The sequence below is a fragment of the Arthrobacter sp. MMS24-S77 genome, from assembly GCF_054888235.1.
This window is the reverse complement of the sequence record NZ_JBTZRN010000001.1, coordinates 344,608-365,757: the sequence shown is the minus strand read 5'-3', so window position 1 is coordinate 365,757 and position 21,150 is coordinate 344,608. Positions and strand designations below refer to the sequence as shown.

At 64.4% G+C, this 21,150-nt stretch carries 19 protein-coding genes; 16 read left to right on the top strand and 3 right to left on the bottom strand.

Annotated elements, in window-relative coordinates; genetic code table 11:
• The first annotated feature begins 7 nt into the window (after positions 1 to 7).
• Complete coding sequence (locus ACX5I4_RS01750) at positions 8 to 541, top strand: DUF6036 family nucleotidyltransferase (RefSeq protein ID WP_461835141.1); 534 nt, start codon at positions 8 to 10, stop codon at positions 539 to 541.
• Positions 542 to 559: 18 nt separating this feature from the next.
• Complete coding sequence (locus ACX5I4_RS01745) at positions 560 to 1,150, top strand: dihydrofolate reductase family protein (protein ID WP_461835140.1); 591 nt, start codon at positions 560 to 562, stop codon at positions 1,148 to 1,150.
• Between the two features lie 5 nt (positions 1,151 to 1,155).
• Here ACX5I4_RS01745 and ACX5I4_RS01740 read toward each other — a convergent pair whose 3' ends face one another.
• The gene (locus tag ACX5I4_RS01740; RefSeq protein ID WP_461835139.1) at positions 1,156 to 2,667 is read right to left on the bottom strand and encodes a helix-turn-helix domain-containing protein; all 1,512 of its coding nucleotides are present in this window, start codon (positions 2,665 to 2,667) and stop codon (positions 1,156 to 1,158) included.
• Positions 2,668 to 2,823: 156 nt separating this feature from the next.
• On the opposite strand from ACX5I4_RS01740, the gene aceA reads away from it, so the two are divergent.
• Together aceA and aceB are read left to right on the top strand one after the other, a co-directional pair.
• A complete protein-coding gene (aceA, locus tag ACX5I4_RS01735) occupies positions 2,824 to 4,143 on the top strand; it encodes an isocitrate lyase (protein ID WP_461835138.1) in 1,320 nt (439 codons plus the stop codon).
• A gap of 207 nt (positions 4,144 to 4,350) precedes the next feature.
• Complete coding sequence (aceB, locus tag ACX5I4_RS01730) at positions 4,351 to 6,003, top strand: malate synthase A (RefSeq protein ID WP_461835137.1); 1,653 nt, start codon at positions 4,351 to 4,353, stop codon at positions 6,001 to 6,003.
• Between the two features lie 265 nt (positions 6,004 to 6,268).
• Here the strand turns inward: aceB and ACX5I4_RS01725 are convergent, their stop codons facing one another.
• A complete protein-coding gene (locus tag ACX5I4_RS01725) occupies positions 6,269 to 7,465 on the bottom strand; it encodes an MFS transporter (protein WP_461835136.1) in 1,197 nt (398 codons plus the stop codon).
• 83 nt (positions 7,466 to 7,548) lie between these two features.
• On the bottom strand, positions 7,549 to 8,769 hold the full coding sequence (locus ACX5I4_RS01720) for an ROK family protein (protein ID WP_461835135.1): 1,221 nt from the start codon (positions 8,767 to 8,769) through the stop codon (positions 7,549 to 7,551).
• A 183-nt stretch (positions 8,770 to 8,952) separates the two neighbouring features.
• Between ACX5I4_RS01720 and ACX5I4_RS01715 the strand changes: the two genes are divergently transcribed.
• The 12 genes from ACX5I4_RS01715 to ACX5I4_RS01660 all read left to right on the top strand — a co-directional run bounded on the left by ACX5I4_RS01715 (position 8,953) and on the right by ACX5I4_RS01660 (position 21,128).
• Positions 8,953 to 9,693 carry a sugar phosphate isomerase/epimerase family protein gene (locus ACX5I4_RS01715; RefSeq protein ID WP_461835134.1) on the top strand — a complete coding sequence of 247 codons (741 nt, stop codon included), beginning with the start codon at positions 8,953 to 8,955 and terminating at the stop codon, positions 9,691 to 9,693.
• Positions 9,690 to 10,829, top strand: a complete 1,140-nt coding sequence (locus ACX5I4_RS01710) for a Gfo/Idh/MocA family protein (RefSeq protein WP_461835133.1) — start codon at positions 9,690 to 9,692, stop codon at positions 10,827 to 10,829. Before ACX5I4_RS01715 ends, ACX5I4_RS01710 begins: the two co-directional genes overlap by 4 nt.
• A gap of 133 nt (positions 10,830 to 10,962) precedes the next feature.
• Positions 10,963 to 12,285: an ABC transporter substrate-binding protein gene (locus tag ACX5I4_RS01705; protein WP_461835132.1), complete on the top strand. Its 1,323-nt coding sequence runs from the start codon at positions 10,963 to 10,965 to the stop codon at positions 12,283 to 12,285.
• Between the two features lie 52 nt (positions 12,286 to 12,337).
• Complete coding sequence (locus ACX5I4_RS01700; RefSeq protein ID WP_461835131.1) at positions 12,338 to 13,351, top strand: carbohydrate ABC transporter permease; 1,014 nt, start codon at positions 12,338 to 12,340, stop codon at positions 13,349 to 13,351.
• On the top strand, positions 13,344 to 14,183 hold the full coding sequence (locus ACX5I4_RS01695) for a carbohydrate ABC transporter permease (RefSeq protein ID WP_461835130.1): 840 nt from the start codon (positions 13,344 to 13,346) through the stop codon (positions 14,181 to 14,183). The genes ACX5I4_RS01700 and ACX5I4_RS01695 overlap by 8 nt, the downstream gene beginning before the upstream one ends.
• Positions 14,184 to 14,236: 53 nt before the next feature.
• Positions 14,237 to 15,421 (top strand): Gfo/Idh/MocA family protein, encoded by a 1,185-nt coding sequence (locus tag ACX5I4_RS01690; RefSeq protein ID WP_461835129.1) that lies wholly within the window; start codon positions 14,237 to 14,239, stop codon positions 15,419 to 15,421.
• A gap of 48 nt (positions 15,422 to 15,469) precedes the next feature.
• The gene (locus ACX5I4_RS01685; RefSeq protein ID WP_461835128.1) at positions 15,470 to 16,468 is read left to right on the top strand and encodes a sugar phosphate isomerase/epimerase family protein; all 999 of its coding nucleotides are present in this window, start codon (positions 15,470 to 15,472) and stop codon (positions 16,466 to 16,468) included.
• Positions 16,469 to 16,566: 98 nt separating this feature from the next.
• Positions 16,567 to 17,451 (top strand): TolB family protein, encoded by an 885-nt coding sequence (locus ACX5I4_RS01680; RefSeq protein ID WP_461835127.1) that lies wholly within the window; start codon positions 16,567 to 16,569, stop codon positions 17,449 to 17,451.
• A 113-nt stretch (positions 17,452 to 17,564) separates the two neighbouring features.
• On the top strand, positions 17,565 to 18,899 hold the full coding sequence (locus ACX5I4_RS01675) for an MFS transporter (protein ID WP_461835126.1): 1,335 nt from the start codon (positions 17,565 to 17,567) through the stop codon (positions 18,897 to 18,899).
• 122 nt (positions 18,900 to 19,021) lie between these two features.
• Positions 19,022 to 19,552, top strand: a complete 531-nt coding sequence (locus ACX5I4_RS01670) for a GNAT family N-acetyltransferase (RefSeq protein WP_461835125.1) — start codon at positions 19,022 to 19,024, stop codon at positions 19,550 to 19,552.
• Positions 19,553 to 19,711: 159 nt separating this feature from the next.
• Positions 19,712 to 20,410 (top strand): DsbA family oxidoreductase, encoded by a 699-nt coding sequence (locus tag ACX5I4_RS01665; protein ID WP_461835124.1) that lies wholly within the window; start codon positions 19,712 to 19,714, stop codon positions 20,408 to 20,410.
• A 76-nt stretch (positions 20,411 to 20,486) separates the two neighbouring features.
• Positions 20,487 to 21,128, top strand: coding sequence for a TetR/AcrR family transcriptional regulator (locus ACX5I4_RS01660; RefSeq protein ID WP_461835123.1), 642 nt, complete (start codon positions 20,487 to 20,489; stop codon positions 21,126 to 21,128).
• Positions 21,129 to 21,150 lie beyond the last annotated feature (22 nt).

Genomic DNA, 21,150 nt, shown 5'->3' with positions numbered 1-21,150 from the left:
TCCGCCGTTGCGCCGCGATGAGCTTGAGCATGCCATCCGGGCTGCTACCGATATCATTCACGGCGACCGGGTGATCGTGATCGGCAGTCAGTCAATTCTGGGATCCTTCAGCGAGGACCAACTACCTGCGGCGATCACCATGTCCGACGCGGTCGACATCGCCCCGTTTTCCGATGACGACGCCGGCACTCTTGCGGATAGCATCGACTCCGTCCTCGGTGAGTGGTCGCCTTTCCATAACGAATTCGGGTTCTACGTCCAGGCGGTCGAAAGGGAGACCGCGGTGCTCCCGGCAGACTGGGAGTACCGCCTTGTTGGTGTGCGCAACGAGGCGACCCGGAACAGCACCGGGCTTTGCCTGGATCCCTACGATCTCTGCGCGGCCAAACTCATTGCAGCACGGCCCAAGGATCACGCGTTCGTTCTGGCGCTTATCGAAGCGTCCCTCATCGACCGCGTCCCACTCGTGGACAGAATCAGGCTAATAGACCCCTCCGAGCCTCGCCGCGACGCGGCTTTGTCCTGGGCCATGTCGGTTTGACCCGAAGGAGCGAGATAAATGACCAAGGTAGTAGCGCTCATGTCGATGTCCCTCGACGGCTACGTAGCGGATCTCGAGGACGGCGTCGACGAGGTCTTCGACTGGTACTTCTCAGGTGACGTTGACGTTCCGACCGTCAAGCCGGAGTTCACCTTCCACGTTTCCGCCGCGAGCGCCGAACACGTGCGTGCCCTCATGGGCGAAGTAGGCGCGATGCTCACCGGGCGACGCACGTCCGATCGCGCCGATGCCTGGGGCGGGCAGCACCCGTTCGGCGTGCCTGCGTTCGTCGTGACACATCAGATGCCCGAAGGGTGGCCCCGATCCGACTCGACGGTGCATTTCGTCACCGACGGGCTGGAAAGCGCCGTCGCGCAGGCAAAAGCAGCGGCGGGGGACAAGATCGTCGGCATGCACGGGCCGGACACCATTCGGCAGTGCCTCGACGCCGGCCTGCTCGACGAAATCCGCGTCGACCTGGTTCCGCTGCTGCTCGGATCGGGTATCCGGTTGTTCGATCGCGTTGAGAACGCGCCGGTCACTTTGGGCAACCCGACCGTCGTCGAGGGGGTCGGCGTCACCCACCTGAACTACCCGGTCCTCAAGTAGGGCAGCTACCCCGAGTGCGCCTCCAGGAACGCGTACACCTCGGTCTCGTCGACGCCCGGGAACGCGCCCGGCGGCATGGCGGCCAGCAAGTGCGAGTGGGCCCGGGCGGACGGCCAGGCGTTGCCTGCCCAGGAAGACGCCAACGACGCCGGCGGGCGCTTGCAGCAGTTCGGGTCCGGACACGTCGAAGTAGCCCGCGCCGTGGTCTCCCTCCCGCGGAACCACTTCACGTGCTGGTACGGCACGCCGATGCTGAGTGAGAACTCCCCGGCCGCCGAACGCTCGGTGCGCGCCGTGCACCAATACGTGCCGGAGACGGTGTCGGTGTACTGGCTGTAGGCGCTGAACTTGTCCGGAACATCGAACACGGCCCGCGAAGTCCACGCCTTGCACGCCGGTTGGCCCTCGATAGCGCCCGTGTGGTCCTGGGGAAAGGCCACGCCGTCGTTCTCGTAGGCCTTGTAGATGATCCCGCTTTGGTGGGTCTTCTGGAAATGCGTCGTGATGCCCAGATGTTTCGTTGCGAGGTTGGTGAAGCGGTGTGCAGCGGTTTCGTAGGAGACGGCGAAGGCGTCGCGGATGTCTTCGACGGCGATCTCCTTGGCGGCTTTCGCCTTTTGGAGGAACTCCAGGGTGGCATGTTCGGGCAGGAGGAGCGCCGCGGCGAAGTAGTTGGTGGCGACGCGCTGCGCCAGGAAGTCTCCGTAGTTCTTGGGTGTCTCGTGGCCAAGAACGTAGTGGCCCAAGGCCTGCAGGAGGACCGAACGGGGATCATGGTCCTGCCGCTGGCTCTGCGTGAGATAAATTCGGTGATTCTTTAGATCTGTCACTGAGCGGGTGGAATGCGGCAAATCACTTACGTGGTGGAGCGTGAATCCGAGGTGGTCGGCGATGTCCGCGATGACGTGCTGGCTCAGCGGCCCGGAGGTGTATCCCACGCCTTTGAGCACCTTCTGCGCCTCGGCCTCGTACTCCGGAAAATAGTTGCCGCGCTCACGCATCATGGCACGTAGCTCACCGTTCGCGCGGCGGGCTTCTTCCGGCGTCGCAATTTGCTCGTTGAGCCTGCGCTCAAGCTCCTGCAGGAGACCTATCTGTGACTCCAGCACATCGAGCGGAAGCCGCGCACTGACGCGGATTTTCGGCAAGTTCAGGGACTCATAGAGGGGCCCGCGCTGGTACCGCTCCAACTCGATTTCCAGGGCGGCCCGGCGGCTGGGCGGTTCTGCCCCGAGCAACTGGTCGATGCCCACGTTCAATGCACCCGCGAGCTGCTTCAGCAAGCCCAGTTTCGGTTCCCGCTTGCCGTTCTCAATGAGGCTCAGCTGGCTAGGGGCGGTCCCGACGGCGGCGCTCACGTCGTCGAGGGTCAGTCCGGCCTGCTTGCGCAGATACCGCATGCGGCGGCCCAGGCTGATGACGTCCAGTTCGGCGTCAGAGGCGGACGACGACGGCGGCGCTACTTCGCGGTTCCAGCTCACAGGTGACATTTCTTGAGGATACGCGAAGAAGTGCATTTCTTTCCATGGTTTTTCTCTGGCAAGTCCCTTGGAAGTGCTGAAAAGTAAGAACTACGGAAACCCCGGTCGACCTGAACTGCAACGGCGCAGCAAAGATCGGCCGGGGTGACATACACAGCAACACGCCAAAGTAGCGTCAAAGGAGACAGAACAATGACCGCAGCATTTGAACCAGAGCAGCCCACCTCCGCTCAGCAGCAGGCCGCCGCACTGGAGCTCGAATGGGCTGCCAACCCGCGTTGGGAAGGCGTCACCCGCGATTACTCGGCCACCGACGTCGTCCGCCTCCGCGGCCGCGTCTCCGAAGAACACACCCTGGCCAAGCGCGGCTCCGAGAAGCTGTGGAAGCAGCTCACGGAGGAGCACAAGGAAGGCAAGTACACCAACGCCCTCGGCGCGCTGACCGGCAACCAGGCCGTGCAGCAGGTCAAGGCCGGGCTGCGTGCCATCTACCTTTCCGGCTGGCAGGTCGCCGCCGACGCCAACAACTCGGGCCACACGTACCCGGACCAGTCGCTGTATCCGGCCAACTCGGTCCCCACCGTGGTCCGCCGCATCAACAACGCCCTGCTCCGCGCCGACCAGATCGAATTCTCCGAGGGCATCCAGACCGTTGAAGACTGGCTGGTCCCGATCGTGGCCGACGCCGAAGCCGGTTTCGGCGGCCCGCTGAACGCCTACGAACTCATGAAATCCATGATCCAGGCCGGCGCCGCCGGCGTGCACTGGGAAGACCAGCTCGCGTCCGAAAAGAAGTGCGGCCACCTCGGCGGCAAGGTGCTCATCCCCACCCAACAGCACGTCCGGACCCTCAACGCCGCCCGCCTCGCGGCCGACGTCGCGGGCACCCCGTCGGTGATCATCGCCCGCACCGACGCCGAGGCAGCCACCCTGATCACCTCCGACGTCGACGAGCGCGACCAGGAATTCATCACCGGTGAACGTACCGCGGAGGGCTTCTACAAGGTCCGCAACGGCATCGAACCCTGCATCGCCCGCGCCAAGGCCTACGCCCCGTACTCGGACCTTATCTGGATGGAAACGGGCACCCCGGACCTCGAGCTCGCCCGCAAGTTCGCCGAGTCCGTCAAGTCCGAGTTCCCGGACCAGATGCTCTCCTACAACTGCTCCCCGTCGTTCAACTGGCGCAAGCACCTGGACGACGCCACCATCGCCAAGTTCCAGCGCGAACTCGGCGCCATGGGCTTCACGTTCCAGTTCATCACCCTGGCCGGCTTCCACGCCCTGAACTACTCGATGTTCGACCTCGCCCACGGCTACGCCCGCGAAGGCATGAGCGCCTACGTCGAACTCCAGGAAAAGGAATTCGCCTCCGAGTCCCGCGGCTACACCGCAACCAAGCACCAGCGCGAAGTCGGCACCGGCTACTTCGACGACATCGCAACTGCGCTCAACCCGAACGCATCAACCCTGGCCCTGGTGGGATCCACCGAAGAAGGCCAGTTCCACTAAAAACTTTCCCACGGCGGCACTCGCCTACGGCCTACGGACCGGCAATGCTCTGCCTGCTATTCCCCACGTCCGGGTCCGACCTCGCTGAGCGAGGACGGCCCCGGACACAGGGCCCCTTTTACGCAGGCTGCCGCAATACCGGCCCTCCGGCCTCGCATGCACGTCACCACCCGCCGTCGAACTTGCTTCTTCTCTAAGGAGATTGAAATGAACAGCTTCACTGACAATTACACGATCAACGGCATCACGCTGACCGCCCAGCCCATTCACCGGCAGAACGAGGTTCTCACTCCGGATGCCTTGGAGTTCGTGGCAAAGCTGCACCGGGCTACGGCGGAGCGCCGTCAGGAGCTGATGCAGGCGCGGCACACCCGCCGCGGGCAGATTTCCGGGGGCCAGGATCCGCGGTTCCTCCCGGAGACGGCGGAAATCCGCAACGATCCGAACTGGCGCGTCGCTCCCCCGGCCCCTGGCCTAGAAGACCGCCGCGTGGAAATCACCGGGCCCGTTGACCGGAAAATGACCATCAACGCGCTGAACTCGGGCGCCAAGGTGTGGCTGGCAGACATGGAAGACTCGTCCACGCCCACGTGGCGGAACGTCATCCAGGGCCAGTTGAACCTCACCGATGCCCTGGAGCGCCGGATCGACTTCACCTCCCCGGAGGGCAAGGAATACAAGCTCCGCGCCGCCGAGGAGCTGCCGACCATCGTGGTCCGTCCGCGTGGCTGGCACCTGCCGGAGAAGCACATGCTCATCGACGGGAAGCCCGTTGCCGGTGGAGTGGTCGACTTCGGCCTGTTCTTCTTCCACAACGCCCGCCGCCTGCTCGCACAGGGCAAGGGCCCGTACTTCTACCTGCCGAAGATCGAGAACCACCTTGAGGCCCGCCTCTGGAACGACATCTTCATCCTGGCCCAGGACCTGCTCGGCATCCCGCAGGGCACCATCCGCGCCACGGTGCTGATCGAGACCATCACCGCGGCGTTCGAGATGGAGGAGATCCTGTACGAGCTGCGCGATCATGCCTCCGGCCTGAACGCCGGCCGCTGGGACTACATCTTTTCGGTGATCAAGAACTTCCGCACCCGTGGTCCCCGCTTCGTGTTGCCGGACCGCGGCCAGGTGTCCATGACGCAGCCTTTCATGCGCTCCTACACCGAGCAGCTGGTCCGGGCCTGCCACCGCCGTGGCGCCATGGCTATCGGCGGCATGGCTGCAGCCGTTCCCAACCGGAAGGACGAGGCCGCCAACACGGCAGCGTTCGAAAAGGTCCGCGCGGACAAAACCCGCGAGGCCGGCGACGGTTTCGACGGTTCCTGGGTTGCCCACCCGGACCTCGTTCCGGTCTGCCGGGAAGTGTTCGACGGCGTACTCGGGGACCGTCCGAACCAACTGGACCGCTCACGCGAGGACGTGACCCCCGACGACCGTGCCCTGATCGACATCGCCTCCACCGAGGGCACCATCACTGAGACCGGCATCCGGAACAACATCGAGGTGGGCATCCGCTACATCGAGTCCTGGCTGCGCGGCAACGGCGCCGTGGCCATCCACAACCTCATGGAAGACGCGGCCACCGCGGAGATCTCCCGTTCACAGCTGTGGCAATGGATCTACTCCCACGCCATCACCGACACCGGTGAAGTCATCACCCGCGAGTGGATCAACGACCTCCTGGACGAAGAGTTCGCACGCCTCGAACGCTTCGACGACGACCGCTTCAACGACGCCCGCAGCATCTTCGAAGAAGTCACGCTCGCCGAGGAGTTCCCCACCTTCCTGACCATCCCGGCATACGCCCGCTACCTCACCGAAGCCCGCGAAGAAGCGACCAAGGAAGAACTCGTAGCCGCCTAGTCCCCACCGGCTCCCGAACCTCGCTCCGCTCGGCTCGGGTCCCTCGCCGGCGTGGGCCCTCCGCCCGCTGGGCTGCCTGCACTCTTCGCAACAAGTGACCCCGATGGCCGGGGAGGCAGCCCAGCGACGGAACCCCTCACCACCCAACTAGCTCGCAGTTGTTGTCGTTTTGAAGCCTCATAACGACAACAACTGCGAGCTACTTGGGTGTACGACGGCGGGACTCTCCTGCCGCAATCGAACCCGCCTAGCGATGTGAACCCGCCTAGCGTTGCCTTGCCACCCAGCGCACGGAGAGGGTGGTGCAGACGCAGAACGCGGCGACCGAACCAAGGATCACCAGGAGCGGCGCGGTCCAGCCGTCGGAGATGCCGTGCACGTAGCCGACGATGGTGGGAGCCAAGGCCGCGAAGCAGTAACCGACCCCCTGCACGACGGCGGACATCTTGCCTGCCGAGGCTTGGTCTCGGGCGAATTTGATGATGGCGATGAAGATGACTGTGATACCACCACCCTGGGCGACTCCGCCCAGGGATGACCACAGCCACCACCAACCCGGAGCCAGCAACAAGCCCAAAGGCACCGTGAGCCACAAGGCACTCAAGGTGACCGCAACCGCCGTCGTACTGGCGAAACGGGCGATGAGCGGCACGCCGAGCCCGCCCACAATCGCGAAGATCTGGAAGAGCGATGACCCCGCGCCGGCTTGTGCGGTGCCCATGCCGAGTTCATCGGACAGGAAGCTCGGAAGCCATGCGGTCACTCCGTAGTAGGAGAAGGCCTGGCCGGCGAATCCCAGGGTCAGGCCCAGAGTCAGCCAGCCAACGCCGGAGGCTCTGCCGGCCCGCGACCGGTCGGCGGCCGGAACGGGAGCCGGAACGAAAGCTTGCCGGGCACCGACCGTGGGGATCCAGAACAGAATGGCGGCCAGCGCGAGGAGCGCACTCGCCGCGAGGGCAAGACGCCAGCCCACAAGTTCCGCAAGCGGGGCCGTGGCCACCGAGGTCAGGAAGGAACCGATGTTCAGCGCCGCCGTGTACACGCCCATCGCGGTTGCTTGGCGCCGCGGCGCGAAGTCGCGGCGGATGATGAGCGGCACTGCGATGTTCCCGATAGTGATGGCAAGGCCGATGAGGACGGTGCCCACCATGACCGGAACCCCGCCGCCGCTGGAGCGGATCACGACGCCGGCCAGCACGCCCAGAAGCGTGAGCATCACGGCGAATTCGGCGCCGAACCTACGCCCGGCCAGCGAAGCCAGCGGTGCGGCGAGCGAGAAGCACAGCACGGGAATGCCGGTCAGCAGCCCCAGTTCCACCGGCGAGAATCCGAGGTCCCGCTTCAGGGAATCCACCACCGGCGCCACAGCGACGAAAGGGCCGCGCATATTGAGGGCTATGAGGCCGATGCATGCGAGGATCAGCCAACCTCGTGGCACCTTGGCAAGGAATTGACCGGTCATGGGGTGCACGGAAGGGAGGGGAAAGTAGGCATCACTTTCATTGCTATCACGGCGCGCCGCCGCGGAACGCCATAAGACCCTCGTCAGCCCGTCGCTTGGAGCGTGGCTTCAATCACGGCCGGGGACAGGACGTGCTGTGTCACCATTTGGCTCGCACCGAGGATCGCGGCCTGGTCCCCGGCCATCGAGATGCCGATACGCAGGTGCGACGTAGCCAATGGCAGGGAGCGCCGGTAGACCACTTCACGGATGCCCGCAACGAGGTGCTCGCCCGCCTCGCCCACGCTGCCGCCGATGACGATCATCGAGGGGTTGAGGAGGTTCACCACGGTTGCCAGGACATCGCCGACGTCGCGACCGGCCTGCCGAAGTGCCTGGATGGCCAGGAGGTTCCCGTCAGCCACGAGCCGCAGCACGTCGCCGCCGTTGGTGGCCTCCAGCCCTTGGGCTTTGAGCTGGCGGGCCACGGCCGGGCCGGAGGCGAGCGCTTCAAGGCAACCATAGTTGCCGCAACGGCAGAGGACGTCGTCGCCGCGGGGAACCCTGACGTGGCCGAGGTCCCCGGCGGTGCCGTTGGCGCCGCGTTGCAGCTCGCCGCTACTGACGATGCCCGCGCCGATGCCCGTGGCAATTTTGATGAAGAGCAAGTTGTCGTGGTCCGGCCAATACGCAGTGCGTTCGCCCAAGGCCATGATGTTGACGTCGTTGTCCACCAGGACGGGAACCGGCAGCGAGCGCTGCATGTAACGGACCACGTCGAATCCGTCCCAGCCGGGCATGATGGGTGGCTTGACCGGCCGGCCGGTGTCATGTTCCACGGGGCCGGGGAGTCCGATGCCGATTCCGGCGAGGTCTTCGGGGCCGCGGTTTGCTTCCCTGAGGAGCTCCCGCCCTTCCGCCACAATCCTGCCAAGAACCACATCGGGACCGTCGGCGACTTCCTGCGCGAGCCGACGCTCGGCGAGGACTGTGCCGCCAAGATCGGTGACGGCGACGATCACGTGCGTCGCTCCGACGTCGACCGCCAGGACAACGCGGGCCGCAGGGTTGAAGGCAAAGCGCGACGGCGGCCTGCCGCCGCTGGAACTCGCCTCACCGGCCGGGCCTACCAGTCCGGAGTGCATGAGGGCGTCGATGCGCGAGGCCACGGTGGAGCGGGCCAGCCCGGTGGTGATGGCGAGTTCGGCCCGGGTCCGTGCCTGGCCGTCACGAAGAAGTTGAAACAGATCTCCCGCACGCGAAAGGCTCCCGGCGTCCTGAATGGAGCCATCCTTGCCGGGCGCTTTTTCGGGTGCTGAGCTCATGCATCAGTGATAGCACGATTGCTTATGGGTGTCACGCAGCAAAAGATTGTCGATTGATTTTCAACTTTTGCTTGACGATCAACAAAAGTCCCCATAGGTTGTGATGAGCAGCACATTCCGATGAGTGATTCCGAACATCACCGTCGTCGATCCGCCTCCACCAAACAATGACGAGGAGAGACAGTGTCGTACTCGATCCAGCTCTACACGGTCCGCAAGGCCCTTGAAGAGGATCTCGCAGGAACCATCCAGCACCTGGCTGAAATCGGCTTCACCATGGTTGAGCCGTACCGATTTGTCGCCAAAGCCGCTGAGCTCAAGCAGGCCCTGACAGAAAACAACCTCACCGCGCCGTCCGGCCACGCGCCCTTGCTCAGCGACGACCAGGACGCCATCTTCTCCGCCGCACAGCAGTTGGGGATTGGCACCGTTATTGACCCGCACGTTCCCATTGAGCGCTGGAACACCCTTGAAGACATCAAGGCCACCGCTGAAGAATTGAATGCGGCCGCGGCCAAGGGCGCCGGCTACGGCGTACGCGTTGGATACCACAACCACTGGTGGGAAGTGGAGTCGGTGATCGACGGCAAGACGGCAATTGAACACCTCGCCGACCACCTCAACCCGGAGGTCGTCCTGGAACTCGACACGTACTGGGCGGCCGTGGGAGGCCAGAACCCGGCCGAGCTGCTCGCTCGGCTCGGCGACCGGGTCAAGTTCATTCACATCAAGGACGGCCCCGTCACCTCCGATCCGTCCAGCCAGCTCGCCGTCGGCGACGGCAAGATGCCGATCTGGGACGTGCTGGACGCCGCCCGCTCGCTCGAAGCCGCCGTCGTGGAACTCGACGACTTCCAGGGCGACATGTTCGACGCCGTTCAGGACAGCTACAACTACCTCAGCGCCGGGAAGGTCTCCGCATGAAACACGCAGGAACCGCCTTTAGCCCGCTGGGTTCCGGCCCGGTCGGCGTCGGCATCATCGGCGCGGGCGTCATCAGCAAGCAATACCTGGACAACCTCACCAGCTTCCCGGACGTCCGGGTCATCGCCATCGGAGACCTCTTCGAAGAGGCCGCGGCAGCGCGCGCCGCAGAGTACGGAATTGCCAACCATGGTGGCATCGACGCCGTCCTCGGCAATCCCGACGTCGAGATTGTCATCAACCTGACCATCCCGGCGGCGCACGTCGAGGTGGCCACCCAGGCGGTGAATGCCGGCAAGCATGTCTGGAGCGAAAAGCCGTTCTCCCTGGACCGGGAAAGCGGTCTGGGCCTGCTCAAAGTCGCTGACGCGGCCGGCGTCCGGCTGGGCTGTGCCCCGGACACTTTCCTTGGTGCCGGCCTGCAGACGGCACGACGGATGATCGAACGCGGCGACATCGGCACGCCGCTGACCGCCCTGACCCTGATGCAGTCCCCCGGCCCCGAGTCCTGGCACCCCAATCCCGCATTCCTGTTCCAGGACGGCGCCGGTCCGCTCTTCGATATCGGCCCGTACTACCTGACCACCCTGGTGCAGACCTTTGGCAGTGTCCGCCGCGTGGCAGCGTTTGGTTCGAAGTCCCGTGAAACGCGCGTGATCGGCTCCGGCCCCAAGGCCGGCGAGGAATTCGACGTCACGGTCCCCACCCACGTCAGCTCGATCCTGGAGTTTGAGGGCGGCGAATCGGCCCAGAGCATCTTCAGCTTCGATTCCCCGTTCAAGCGCGCCGGATTTGTCGAGATTACGGGCTCGGACGCGACGATTGCGTTGCCGGATCCGAACAACTTCGACGGCGACATCCGGATCTGCGCGATCGGCTCCGATGACTGGACAACCGTTCCGTCCGTCGGCTCCACTGCCAGCCGCGGCGCCGGAGTACTGGAAATGGCCCGTGCCATCCGCGAAGGGCGTCCGCACCGCGCCCAGGGTGAGCTGGCTTTCCACATCCTCGACACCATGGCCTCGATTTCGGAGTCCATCGACAACCGGGCCTTTGTGGACGTCGAAAGTTCCGCCGCCGCCGTACCGGCACTGCCGGAGGACTGGGATCCCACCGCAGCAACGCTGTCCGCGTAGCCCCGCAGCAGCGACATGCGCGTGTACCGGCGCGCGTCACTGTGCGTGACTTCGGCCGGTCAGGGCCCTTGTTTCAAGCACGACTTCATTTCACCCAAGCACCAGCTCGACGACGAGAAAAACCGGAGCAATCATGAAGAAACCCCTGAAAGTCCTCTCTGCCTTGGCGGCCACGGCGGCACTGGCCCTGAGCATGAGCGCATGCGGCGGCGGCAGCACAGCGGCCTCCAGCGATACCATCACCTACTGGGCATCCAACCAGGGCAACAGCCTCGACGACACCGCAGCCAAGCTAAAGCCCTCGCTGGACCGTTTCACGGAGAAAACCGGCGTCAAGGTCAAACTCGAAGTAATCGGGTGGAACGACCTCTACAACCGCATCCTGACCGCCGTCACAAGCGGCGACGGCCCCGACGTCCTTAACATCGGCAACACCTGGGCCGTGACGCTGCAGGAAACCGGTGCATTCGAGCCGGTGGAAGGCGCCATGCTGGACGCCGTCGGCGGCAAGGACCGCTTCCTCAAGACCAGCTGGTCCACCGGCGGCGCTGGCGGCAAGACCCCCACCTCGGTTCCCCTGTACGGGCTCGCCTACAACATGTACTACAACCCCACTATGTTCAAGGAGGCCGGGATTGAAAAGCCGCCGGTCACTTGGGACGAGTTCGTCGCGGACGCGAAGAAGCTCACCAAGGACACCAACGGTGACGGCAAACCTGACCAGTGGGGCTTCACGGCCGCCGGCGCTTCAGTGTCCGCCAACTCCCACCAGGCATTCATCCGGGGCCTCCAGAACGGCGGCACCCTTTTCGACAAGGACGGAAAGCCCACCTTCGACAGCTCACAGCAGGTGGAGGGCGTTAAGCAGTTCATCGACCTGATGGCCGTCGACAAGGTGATGTCGCCGTCGGACGCCGAAATATCGGACGGCGCCCAAAAGGTGGACAACCTGATCAACGGCAAGGCCGCCATGATGTTCGACCAGAGCCCGGTCAAGAACTTCGAAGCCCGTGGCTACAAGAATTGGGCTGTTGCCCCCATGCCCATGCTGACGGCCGGAGCCAGCGGATCTGAGGGCACCCAGAGCCACGTGGCCGGTATCAACCTGAGCGTCTTCAAAAACAGCAAGAACAAGGAAAACGCCATCAAACTGGCGGGCTGGCTTACCAGCGACGCCGAGCAGGTCGCGCTGAACAAGGCATTCCGTTCCCTGCCGGTGGTTACCGGGGCTTCGTCGGACGCTGCCTTCCAGACTGAAGAAGTCAAGCTGAAGAACGACGCGCTGGCCAACCACGCGCTGCCGATGCCGCTGATCGCCAAGGAGGGCCAGATGGAAACACTTACGGGTACTGCCATCAAGAACCTCTTTGCCAAGGCTGCCACCGGAACCGTCTCAGAGGCAGACATCCAGTCGGCCCTGAAGGACGCCAACAACCAGATGGCTGCGGCCCAGTAACAGTGCCATGAGGGTGCGGGGGCATCCCCCGCACCCTTGGCCAAGGAGTATCATGACCCAACCAGCACTGGACAGCGGCACCGCCGCTCCCGGCGGCGAGTCCGCCCCGAAACACCTAAACGTCCCGCCAAGCGACATCAAGGCCCCGCCGGCCCGGAAGAAGAAACACTCCTTCCTCCCGTATGGCCTGGTCCTTCCTGCAGCCCTGCTCGAACTGCTGATCCACATCGGCCCCATGCTGCTGGGCGTTTGGATTGCCTTCATCTCCCTCACGCAACTAAATCTCACCAACTGGCTCAACGCCCCGTTTGTGGGCCTGCAGAACTTCATCAATGGGCTGAACCCCGAAAGCACTATCGGCCAGGCGTTCTTCGGCACCGTGGGCCGGACCCTGCTCTACACCGTCACGGTGGTTGGCTTCGCGTGGATACTGGGCATGGCCGGGGCCGTGTTCCTGTCCTCCAATTTCAAGGGAAGGGCCATCCTCCGCACGTTCTTCCTTGTTCCATACGCGCTTCCGGCCTACGTGGGTACCATCGCCTGGGCGTTCATGTTCAACCAACGCGACGGTGCCGTGAACCAGATCCTCGTGGACACGCTTCACCTGTTCGGCGACGAACGCCCTTTCTGGCTGCTGGGCCAGAACTCCTTCGGGGCGATGATTATCGTGAACATCTGGCAACTGTGGCCCTTCGCATTCCTGATGCTGATGGCGGCGCTGCAAAACGTACCCAACGACGTCTACGAAGCGGCAGCTATCGACGGCGCCTCACTCTGGCAGCAGTTCCGCACCATTACGCTCCCCATGGTGCGCCCCGCGAACGGTGTGCTGCTACTGGTGATGTCGCTCTGGACCTTCAACCAGTTCAATATCCCGTTTGTGCTCTTCGGCGCAGCATCGCCCAAGGAAGCCACGCTTGTGTCACCGCTGATCTACCAGAACTCCTTCGGCAGCTGGAACTTCGGCCTGGGCGGCGCCATGAGTGTCCTGCTCCTGATCGCCCTGTTCATCGCCTCCTTCTTCTACATCCGCATGGTGCTGCCCAAGGGAGCCGACAATGATTGAGACCCGCAACTTCCGCATCCTGAGGAACATCGTCCTGACCGCCCTCTCCCTGTGGGTGGCCATCCCGCTCTATGTCGTGGTGTCCACCTCGCTCAAGCCGCTCAAGGATGTTTCCGGGTTGTTCCAGTGGATCCCGGACCAGATCACTGCGTCGCCCTACTTCGATATCTGGAGAACGGTTCCGCTGTCGAAGTACTTCCAGAACAGCCTGATCATCACGGTGTCCGCCACCGCCTGCTCCGTGACGGTCGCCGTGCTGGCCGCCTACGCCGTCGCCCGGCTGCAGTTCAAAGGCCGCCGTGCCTTCAGCCTGACAGTGCTGTCCACCCAGATGTTTCCCGGGATCCTGTTCCTGCTGCCGCTTTACCTAATCTTCACGCAGATCCGCAACATCACCGGGCTCCAGCTTCAGGGCTCCTACCTGGGACTGATCATCACCTACATGACCTTCACCCTACCCTTCGCCATCTGGATGCTCACCGGCTACTTCGCGTCCATCCCGAAGGAACTCGAAGAAGCCTCGATGATCGACGGCACAGGCCGGATGGGCGCACTCTTCCGCGTCATTCTGCCCGTTGCCAAGCCGGGCATCATCGCGGTGGCAGTGTACTCGTTCATATCCGCCTGGGGAGAAGTCCTCTTTGCCTCCGTTCTCACGAACGAGGCCACTAAAACCCTGTCGCTGGGCCTCAAATCCTACGCGAGTGAATCCGACGTGTTCTGGAACCAGCTGATGGCAGCCTCCGTGGTGGTCAGCCTTCCGGTGCTCATCGGCTTCATCCTGGTCCAGAAACACTTGGTGGCGGGCCTGTCGGCCGGCGCCGTGAAGTAGCGGCCAGCATCACCAACCGGACCATGTCCCATCCCCTTTTGAGGAGCACCACTATGACGACGGCGCAAACGCCAACGCCGGCGCCAGCCGGCACCCACCCGGAGAAAACAACCCTCGGTGTTGCCGCCATCGGCTACGCGTTCATGGGCAAAGCCCATTCCAACGCGTGGCGGAATGTGGCTAGCTTCTTCGACGTTCCGGCCTTCGAGCAGAAAGTGCTCGTGGGCCGGGACCCGGAACAGGTTGCAGAGGCCGCGGCGAAGTACGGGTGGAGCGAGTCCGCCACGGACTGGCGTTCGGTCCTGGAACGCGACGACATCCACATCGTGGACATCTGCGCCCCGGGCTGGATGCACGCCGAAATCGCCATCGCGGCGCTGGAAGCGGGCAAGCACGTGCTCGTGGAAAAGCCCCTCGCGAACACCCTGGCCGAGGCCGAAGCCATGACGGATGCCGCGCGTGCCGCCCGTGCGCGCGGCATCCAGTCCATGATCGGTTTCAACTACCGCCGGGTGCCCGCCCTGGCCCTGGCGAAGGAGCTCATCGCCGAGGGCAGGCTGGGCGCCGTCCGGCACGTCCGGGCCAGCTACTTGCAGGACTGGCTCGTGGACGCGGACTCCCCCATGACCTGGCGGCTCAATAAGGAAACCGCCGGCTCCGGGGCGCTGGGCGACATCGCTTCCCACGCCATCGACCAGGTCCTGTTCCTGCTCGGGGACACCGTCACCGAGGTCTCCGGCCGGCTGCACACCTTCGTGAACAGCCGCCCCGGTGCGGACGGTCCGGAACAAGTAACGGTCGACGACGCCGCCTGGGCCACGTTGACCCTCGCCTCCGGGGCCCTCGCCTCCGTGGAAGTCTCCCGCATGGCCACGGGCCAGAAGAACTCGCTCAAGCTCGAGGTCTACGGCGACAAGGGGTCCATCCTGTTCGACTTGGAAGCCATCAATGAGCTCGGCTTCCTCGACGCCACACTCCCTGTCCGGGAACAGGGCTTCCGCCGGATCCTGGTCAACGAACCGGAGCACCCCTACATGGACGCCTGGTGGCCGCAGGGCCACGTCATCGGCTGGGAACACACCTTCACCCACGAGATCCGCGACTTCCTCACCGCCATCGACGCCGGGACCCCGCCGTCGCCGTCGTTCGACGACGGTCTCGCCGTCCAGCGGGTGCTGGCCGCCATCGAGGAATCCGCCGACGCCAAGTCCGCCATCATCCAGGTCGCCGGCCACTGACCGCCACGGCCCGAAGCAGCCCCGAAAACCCTTTTGCAAGGAGAACCAATGCCCCGCCCGTATACCCTGTTCACCGGCCAGTGGGCCGACCTGCCCTTCGAGGAAGTCGCGCGCCTGGCCTCCGGTTGGGGCTACGACGGCCTGGAAATCGCTGTCTCCGGGGACCACCTGGACGCCTGGCGCTGGGACGAACCCGGCTACGTCGAGAACAAGCTCGCCATCCTGGACAAGTACAACCTCAAGGTCTGGGCCATCTCCAACCACCTCAAAGGCCAGGCCGTGTGCGATGACCCCATCGACTTCCGCCACCAGGGAATCGTCGGCGCCAAGGTCTGGGGCGACGGGGACCCCGAAGGCGTCCGTCAACGCGCCGCCGAGGAAATGAAGCACACCGCCCGCCTCGCCCGCGCGCTCGGGGTGGACACCGTGGTCGGATTCACCGGCTCCTCCATCTGGCAATACGTCGCCATGTTCCCGCCCGTCCCCGAGAAAGTCATCGAGGCCGGCTACCAGGACTTCGCCGACCGCTGGAACCCCATCCTGGACGTCTTCGACGAATGCGGTGTCCGCTTCGCCCACGAAGTCCACCCGAGCGAAATCGCCTACGACTACTGGACCACCGTCCGGACCCTCGAAGCCATCGGGCATCGGGAAGCGTTCGGGCTGAACTGGGACCCCTCCCACTTCATGTGGCAAGGCATCGATCCCGTCTCCTTCATCTGGGACTTCAAGGACCGGATCTACCACGTGGACTGCAAGGACACCAAGCTCCGCCCCACCGGCCGCAACACCGTCCTGGGCTCCCACCTGCCCTGGGGCGATCCCCGCCGCGGCTGGGACTTCGTCTCCGCCGGACGCGGCGACGTGCCCTGGGAATCCTCCTTCCGGGCTCTCACCGCGATCGGCTACAACGGGCCAATTTCCGTGGAATGGGAAGACGCCGGCATGGACCGCCTCCACGGCGCCCCCGAAGCCCTCGCCGCCCTCAAGAAGTTCGACTTCCCGCCCTCGCAAACCAGCTTCGACGCCGCCTTCAACCAGGACTGACCCTCCGGTTAGCGCGAACGGGCAGCAGATGACCCCAAAATCCGATTTTGCGGGCATCTGCTGCCAACTCGCGCCCCGAAATACCCCAAGGAAGCACTGTGATACGAACCCTCCAACCGGGCCAGCGCTGCGAGGTATGGATCGCCTCTACCACCGGCACTTCCGAGCTCGTTTTTGCCACGGACGATCTGCTGCTTGAGGCACCGAACTGGACGCTCGATGGCCAGGCCCTCATCCTCAACGGGGACGGGGCACTTTGGCGGCTAGATCTGTCCGGAGGACTCGAAAAGATTGCCATCACCGGCGTCCCGGACCTCAATAACGACCACGTCCTCGCGCCCGACGGCGCCACCATCTACCTCTCGGCGAATGACGGCCACATCTACCGCGCAGATCTTCGGGGCGGCGAGGCGGACCGTCTCACCGCCGACGACGGGTCCTTCCATTTCCTGCACGGCGTCAGTCCTGACGGGCTTGAACTCGCCTACGTCGGCATCGACGGCGGCGATTTCAGCAAGCCGGGCCAACTCATGACGATGCCCGCGGCCGGCGGCCCAGCGGCGCTCGTGGACACCGGCCCTGGCCACTGCGACGGACCCGAGTACTCTCCGGACGGGAAGTGGCTCTACTTCAATACGGAGTCATTCACCACGCAGGCCGGGCATGCGCAAATTGCGCGCGCACGGGTTGACGGTACGGGCTTTGAGCGCTTGCTCGACAGCGACAGCGTCGACTGGTTCCCGCACCTCTCGCCCGACGGGCGGCTGGCCAGTTACATCCGCTTCCCCGGCGGCACGGTAGGCCACCCCGCGGACTTGCCGGTCGACGTCGTCATTGTTTCCACCAACGACTGGGCGACGCCGCTCCACACGTGGCCCCTTTTCGGAGGCCAGGGGACGCTCAACGTCAACAGCTGGTCACCCGACTCCACCCGCTTCGCGTTTGTCGCCTATCCAAGCAATCTCCCAGAAGGGGGCTCATGACAGACATCGAGGCAAAAAATTGTTGAACAATTCCCACATGTGATGCATCATTGGGTGTAGGCCCCGATTGAGATCGGGATCACAAAGCCCGCCCAACGTTCCATGGAGGAACCATGTCCGCGACCACTTCGCCAAGCCCAACACGGCGCAGCAAACCCTCGGCAGGCGCCATCAAAGCCTTCATCGCCAGCGTCACAGGCACCTCCCTGGAGTACTACGACTTCGCCATCTACTCCGTTGCCTCAGCGCTCGTCTTCCCCAAGATCTTCTTCCCGGGCAACGATGAATACACCGGCCTCCTGCTCTCCTTCTCCGCCTTCGCAGTGGGCTACCTTGCCCGGCCCATCGGCGGCGTCGTCTTTGGCCGGCTCGGGGACAAGATCGGACGCAAGAATGTCCTGGTCATCACCCTCGTACTCATCGGCGCGGCCACGGTCCTGATCGGCGCCTTGCCGGACTACCACACCATCGGCATTGGAGCCACGATCATCCTGGTCCTCCTTCGCCTGCTCCAGGGCATCGGCGTCGGCGGCGAATGGGGCGGCGCCGTGCTGCTGTCCAGCGAATACGCCAATCCCAACAAGCGCGGGTTCTGGTCCTCCGCCGCCCAGATCGGCCCGCCCGCCGGCAACTTGCTCGCCAACGGCGCCCTGGCGGTCCTGGCGGCGGCGATGAGCAACGAAGCCTTCATCGCATGGGGCTGGCGCGTGGCATTCCTCAGCTCTGCCATCCTTGTTGCCTTCGGCCTCGTCATCCGGCTCAAGCTTGAGGAAACCCCGGTATTCAAGGCAATCGAGGCCACGGGCGAACGGCCCAAGGCTCCCATCAAGGAGGTCCTCAGCACCCAGGTCCGCCCCCTGCTTGCTGCGGCCCTGTGCCGGATCTGCCCTGACGTTCTGTACTCCCTGTTCACCGTCTTCGTCGCGGTCTACGCCACCAAGGAACTGGGGATGACCACCGGCAACGTGCTGGGTGCGGTGCTGGTTGGCTCGGCGTTCCAACTGATCCTGATTCCGGCGGCCGGAGCCGTCACGGACCGGTTCAACCGCCGGCTTGTTTACGGCATCACCGCTGCGGCCACTGCGGTGTACATCCCGCTGTTCTTCCTCATGATCCAGTCGCGTTCCGTGCTGGTCTTGACCGTGGGCGTCGTGATCGGCCTGGGACTGCACGCGTTCATGTACGGCCCGCAGGCAGCCTTCATCACCGAGCAGTTCCCGGCCAGGCTCCGCTACGCCGGCAGTTCGCTGGCCTATACCGTAGCGGGAGTGGTCGGCGGAGCTGTGGCCCCGTTGATCTTCACAGCCCTTTACGCCGCTTCCGGCAACTGGCTCCTGATCGCCGGGTATTTGCTGGCCACGGCAGTCGTGACCATTGTCGGCCTCGCCTTGGGCAGGGATCCGCAGCCGGAAGAGGACCTTCGCCTGCTCCAGGAAGCCCAGGCATAAGCACCACAGCGCTACGGAAGGCGGAATGGTTCGGCGGCCATCGCCGTCGTGATTCCTGCTTGGATGCCCCTTAAGATCAGTCTTGAGGGGCATCTCCGCGCCACATTCCTGAGAGGAACCGCATGAGCCAGACAATCCGTGAAGCAACAGCGGACGACGCCGGACGGCTGGCGGAGCTTGCAGCCGTCACCTTTCCGCTCGCCTGCCCGCCGGAATCCTCGCCCGAAGACATCGCCGCGCACCTACGCAAAACCCTCAGCGCGGAAAAGTTCACGGAGTACCTCGCCGATCCGGACATCACCATCCTGGCCATCGATGCCGCCGGTGAACTCCGCGGCTACAGCATGCTCGTCGCCCGCCCAGCGAGCGATGCCGACGTCGCATCGGCCCTGACCCTGACGCCTTGCGTGGAACTGAGCAAATGCTACGTCCATCCTGGACACCACGGCCTGGGTGCCGCCGCGGAGCTCATGAAGGCCACCTTGGACCACGCTGCTGGCACTGGCGCGGCGGGGGTGTGGCTTGGCGTCAACAGCCAGAATGCCAAGGCGGTCCGTTTCTACGAGAAGAGCGGATTCAGGAAGGTCGGGACCAAGTCGTTCCGCCTTGGTGATGCCGTAGAACACGATTTCGTCATGGAACGGGCGGTCTAGGAACCTGTGACGCGCGGAATTCCCAGCGACGCGTGAATTCCCGTAGCGCCATCCCGTTTCCGCCTCGCACATCATTTTGCGCATCGTGAACGCCGGGCTGTGACCAGTCCAACAGACCGATCCGGGAATGACAGGCCGGGCCTTCCTGTTGTCGCCGGCATGAAGATTGAGATCTGGTCAGACGTCGCTTGCCCGTGGTGCTACATCGGAAAGCGCCGGTTCGAAACGGCCCTCGCCGAATTCCCGCACCGCGACTCGGTTGAGATCCAGTGGCGCAGCTACCAGCTGGACCCGAGCATCCCCGAGCACTACGACGGCACCGAGCTCGATTACCTGAGCAAGCGCAAGGGCATGGATCCTTCGCAGGTCAGCCAGATGTTCGATCACGTCGCTTTGCAGGGCAAAGGCGAGGGACTCAACTATCGCTTCGACGACGTCGTGGTGGCAAACAGCTTCACTGCGCACCGCCTGATCCACCTCGCGGCAGCCCATGGCAAGCAGGACAAAGCCAAGGAACTCCTCCTGAGCGGCCACTTTGAACACGGCAAAGACATCGGAAGCCAGGAATACCTGACCCGGCTTGGCAGCCAGTTGGGGCTGCCGGAAGCCGAGGTCGCGGAGTTGTTCAGCACCGACAAGTACGCCGAGGACGTCCGCGGCGACATCGCCGAAGCCCGGATGCTCGGCGTCACGGGGGTGCCCTTCTTCGTCATCGACCGCAAGTATGGCCTCTCCGGCGCACAGCCCGCCGAGGTTTTCACCCAGGCCCTCACCCAGGCATGGCAGGAAGCCAATCCGCTGGTCGCCGTCGGAAGCCCGGACGCCGAAGCCTGCGGTCCGGACGGCTGCGCGATCTAGCTTCTCCGCCGCTCAAGGATCCGCGCGAGCTTCGCACACACACAGCTTTGCTGACAGATCACTGTAAAGTGTCTGTATGCCCAGGATTACGGCCGCCAACAATGCGGCGCAACGCGCTGAAACCCGACGCCGGATCCTGACTGCCTTCGGCGAGCTGCTGTTTACCCACGGCCTGCCCGGCTTGACCATGACCGACGTTGCGCGGCACGCGGGCGTCGGGCGGACCGCGGTGTACAACTACTACGCCGACATGGAACAGCTCCTGATCGCGTACGCCTTGCACGAGACCGAACGATTCCTGGGCGACCTGCGCGATTCCCTCGATGCGTTGCCGAACCCCGTGGACCGGCTGGCCCTGTACGTACGCGCCCAAGTGGAAGACCTGAGCCGCCGGCACCTCCCGCCGGGCCCCGCGATGGCGGCCGTCCTCTCCCCCGCTTCCTTTGCGAAATTGGCGGATCACGTGGGCGAACTCAACTTACTGCTCCAGGACATCCTGCGCGACGGAATCGCAGCAGGCTACCTTCCGCCCACCGACGTCGAGCAGCTCGCCAGGCTCATCCACGGAACCCTCTCGTCCAGCGCGGCCCGCGGCAACGCGGCAAACGGGTCGGAACCGGACGAGCTTGAGGGGCGGCTGGTCCAGACCGTGCGTTTCATCCAGTTGGGCGCCGGAGCAAGGTTCGACGACGACGGCCGGCCCGCGCGCCTGGCGTGACACTCCCGCCGGGGCTGGCGCC

What these genes read in the sequence shown, in the direction of transcription:
- ACX5I4_RS01745 (WP_461835140.1), top strand. Translation starts at nt 560, where the DNA reads ATGACCAAGGTAGTAGCGCTCATGTCGATGTCCCTCGACGGCTACGTA.
- ACX5I4_RS01740 (WP_461835139.1), bottom strand. Translation starts at nt 2,667, where the DNA reads ATGCACTTCTTCGCGTATCCTCAAGAAATGTCACCTGTGAGCTGGAAC.
- aceA (WP_461835138.1), top strand. Translation starts at nt 2,824, where the DNA reads ATGACCGCAGCATTTGAACCAGAGCAGCCCACCTCCGCTCAGCAGCAG.
- aceB (WP_461835137.1), top strand. Translation starts at nt 4,351, where the DNA reads ATGAACAGCTTCACTGACAATTACACGATCAACGGCATCACGCTGACC.
- ACX5I4_RS01725 (WP_461835136.1), bottom strand. Translation starts at nt 7,465, where the DNA reads ATGACCGGTCAATTCCTTGCCAAGGTGCCACGAGGTTGGCTGATCCTC.
- ACX5I4_RS01720 (WP_461835135.1), bottom strand. Translation starts at nt 8,769, where the DNA reads ATGAGCTCAGCACCCGAAAAAGCGCCCGGCAAGGATGGCTCCATTCAG.
- ACX5I4_RS01710 (WP_461835133.1), top strand. Translation starts at nt 9,690, where the DNA reads ATGAAACACGCAGGAACCGCCTTTAGCCCGCTGGGTTCCGGCCCGGTC.
- ACX5I4_RS01705 (WP_461835132.1), top strand. Translation starts at nt 10,963, where the DNA reads ATGAAGAAACCCCTGAAAGTCCTCTCTGCCTTGGCGGCCACGGCGGCA.
- ACX5I4_RS01700 (WP_461835131.1), top strand. Translation starts at nt 12,338, where the DNA reads ATGACCCAACCAGCACTGGACAGCGGCACCGCCGCTCCCGGCGGCGAG.
- ACX5I4_RS01695 (WP_461835130.1), top strand. Translation starts at nt 13,344, where the DNA reads ATGATTGAGACCCGCAACTTCCGCATCCTGAGGAACATCGTCCTGACC.
- ACX5I4_RS01690 (WP_461835129.1), top strand. Translation starts at nt 14,237, where the DNA reads ATGACGACGGCGCAAACGCCAACGCCGGCGCCAGCCGGCACCCACCCG.
- ACX5I4_RS01685 (WP_461835128.1), top strand. Translation starts at nt 15,470, where the DNA reads ATGCCCCGCCCGTATACCCTGTTCACCGGCCAGTGGGCCGACCTGCCC.
- ACX5I4_RS01675 (WP_461835126.1), top strand. Translation starts at nt 17,565, where the DNA reads ATGTCCGCGACCACTTCGCCAAGCCCAACACGGCGCAGCAAACCCTCG.
- ACX5I4_RS01670 (WP_461835125.1), top strand. Translation starts at nt 19,022, where the DNA reads ATGAGCCAGACAATCCGTGAAGCAACAGCGGACGACGCCGGACGGCTG.
- ACX5I4_RS01665 (WP_461835124.1), top strand. Translation starts at nt 19,712, where the DNA reads ATGAAGATTGAGATCTGGTCAGACGTCGCTTGCCCGTGGTGCTACATC.
- ACX5I4_RS01660 (WP_461835123.1), top strand. Translation starts at nt 20,487, where the DNA reads ATGCCCAGGATTACGGCCGCCAACAATGCGGCGCAACGCGCTGAAACC.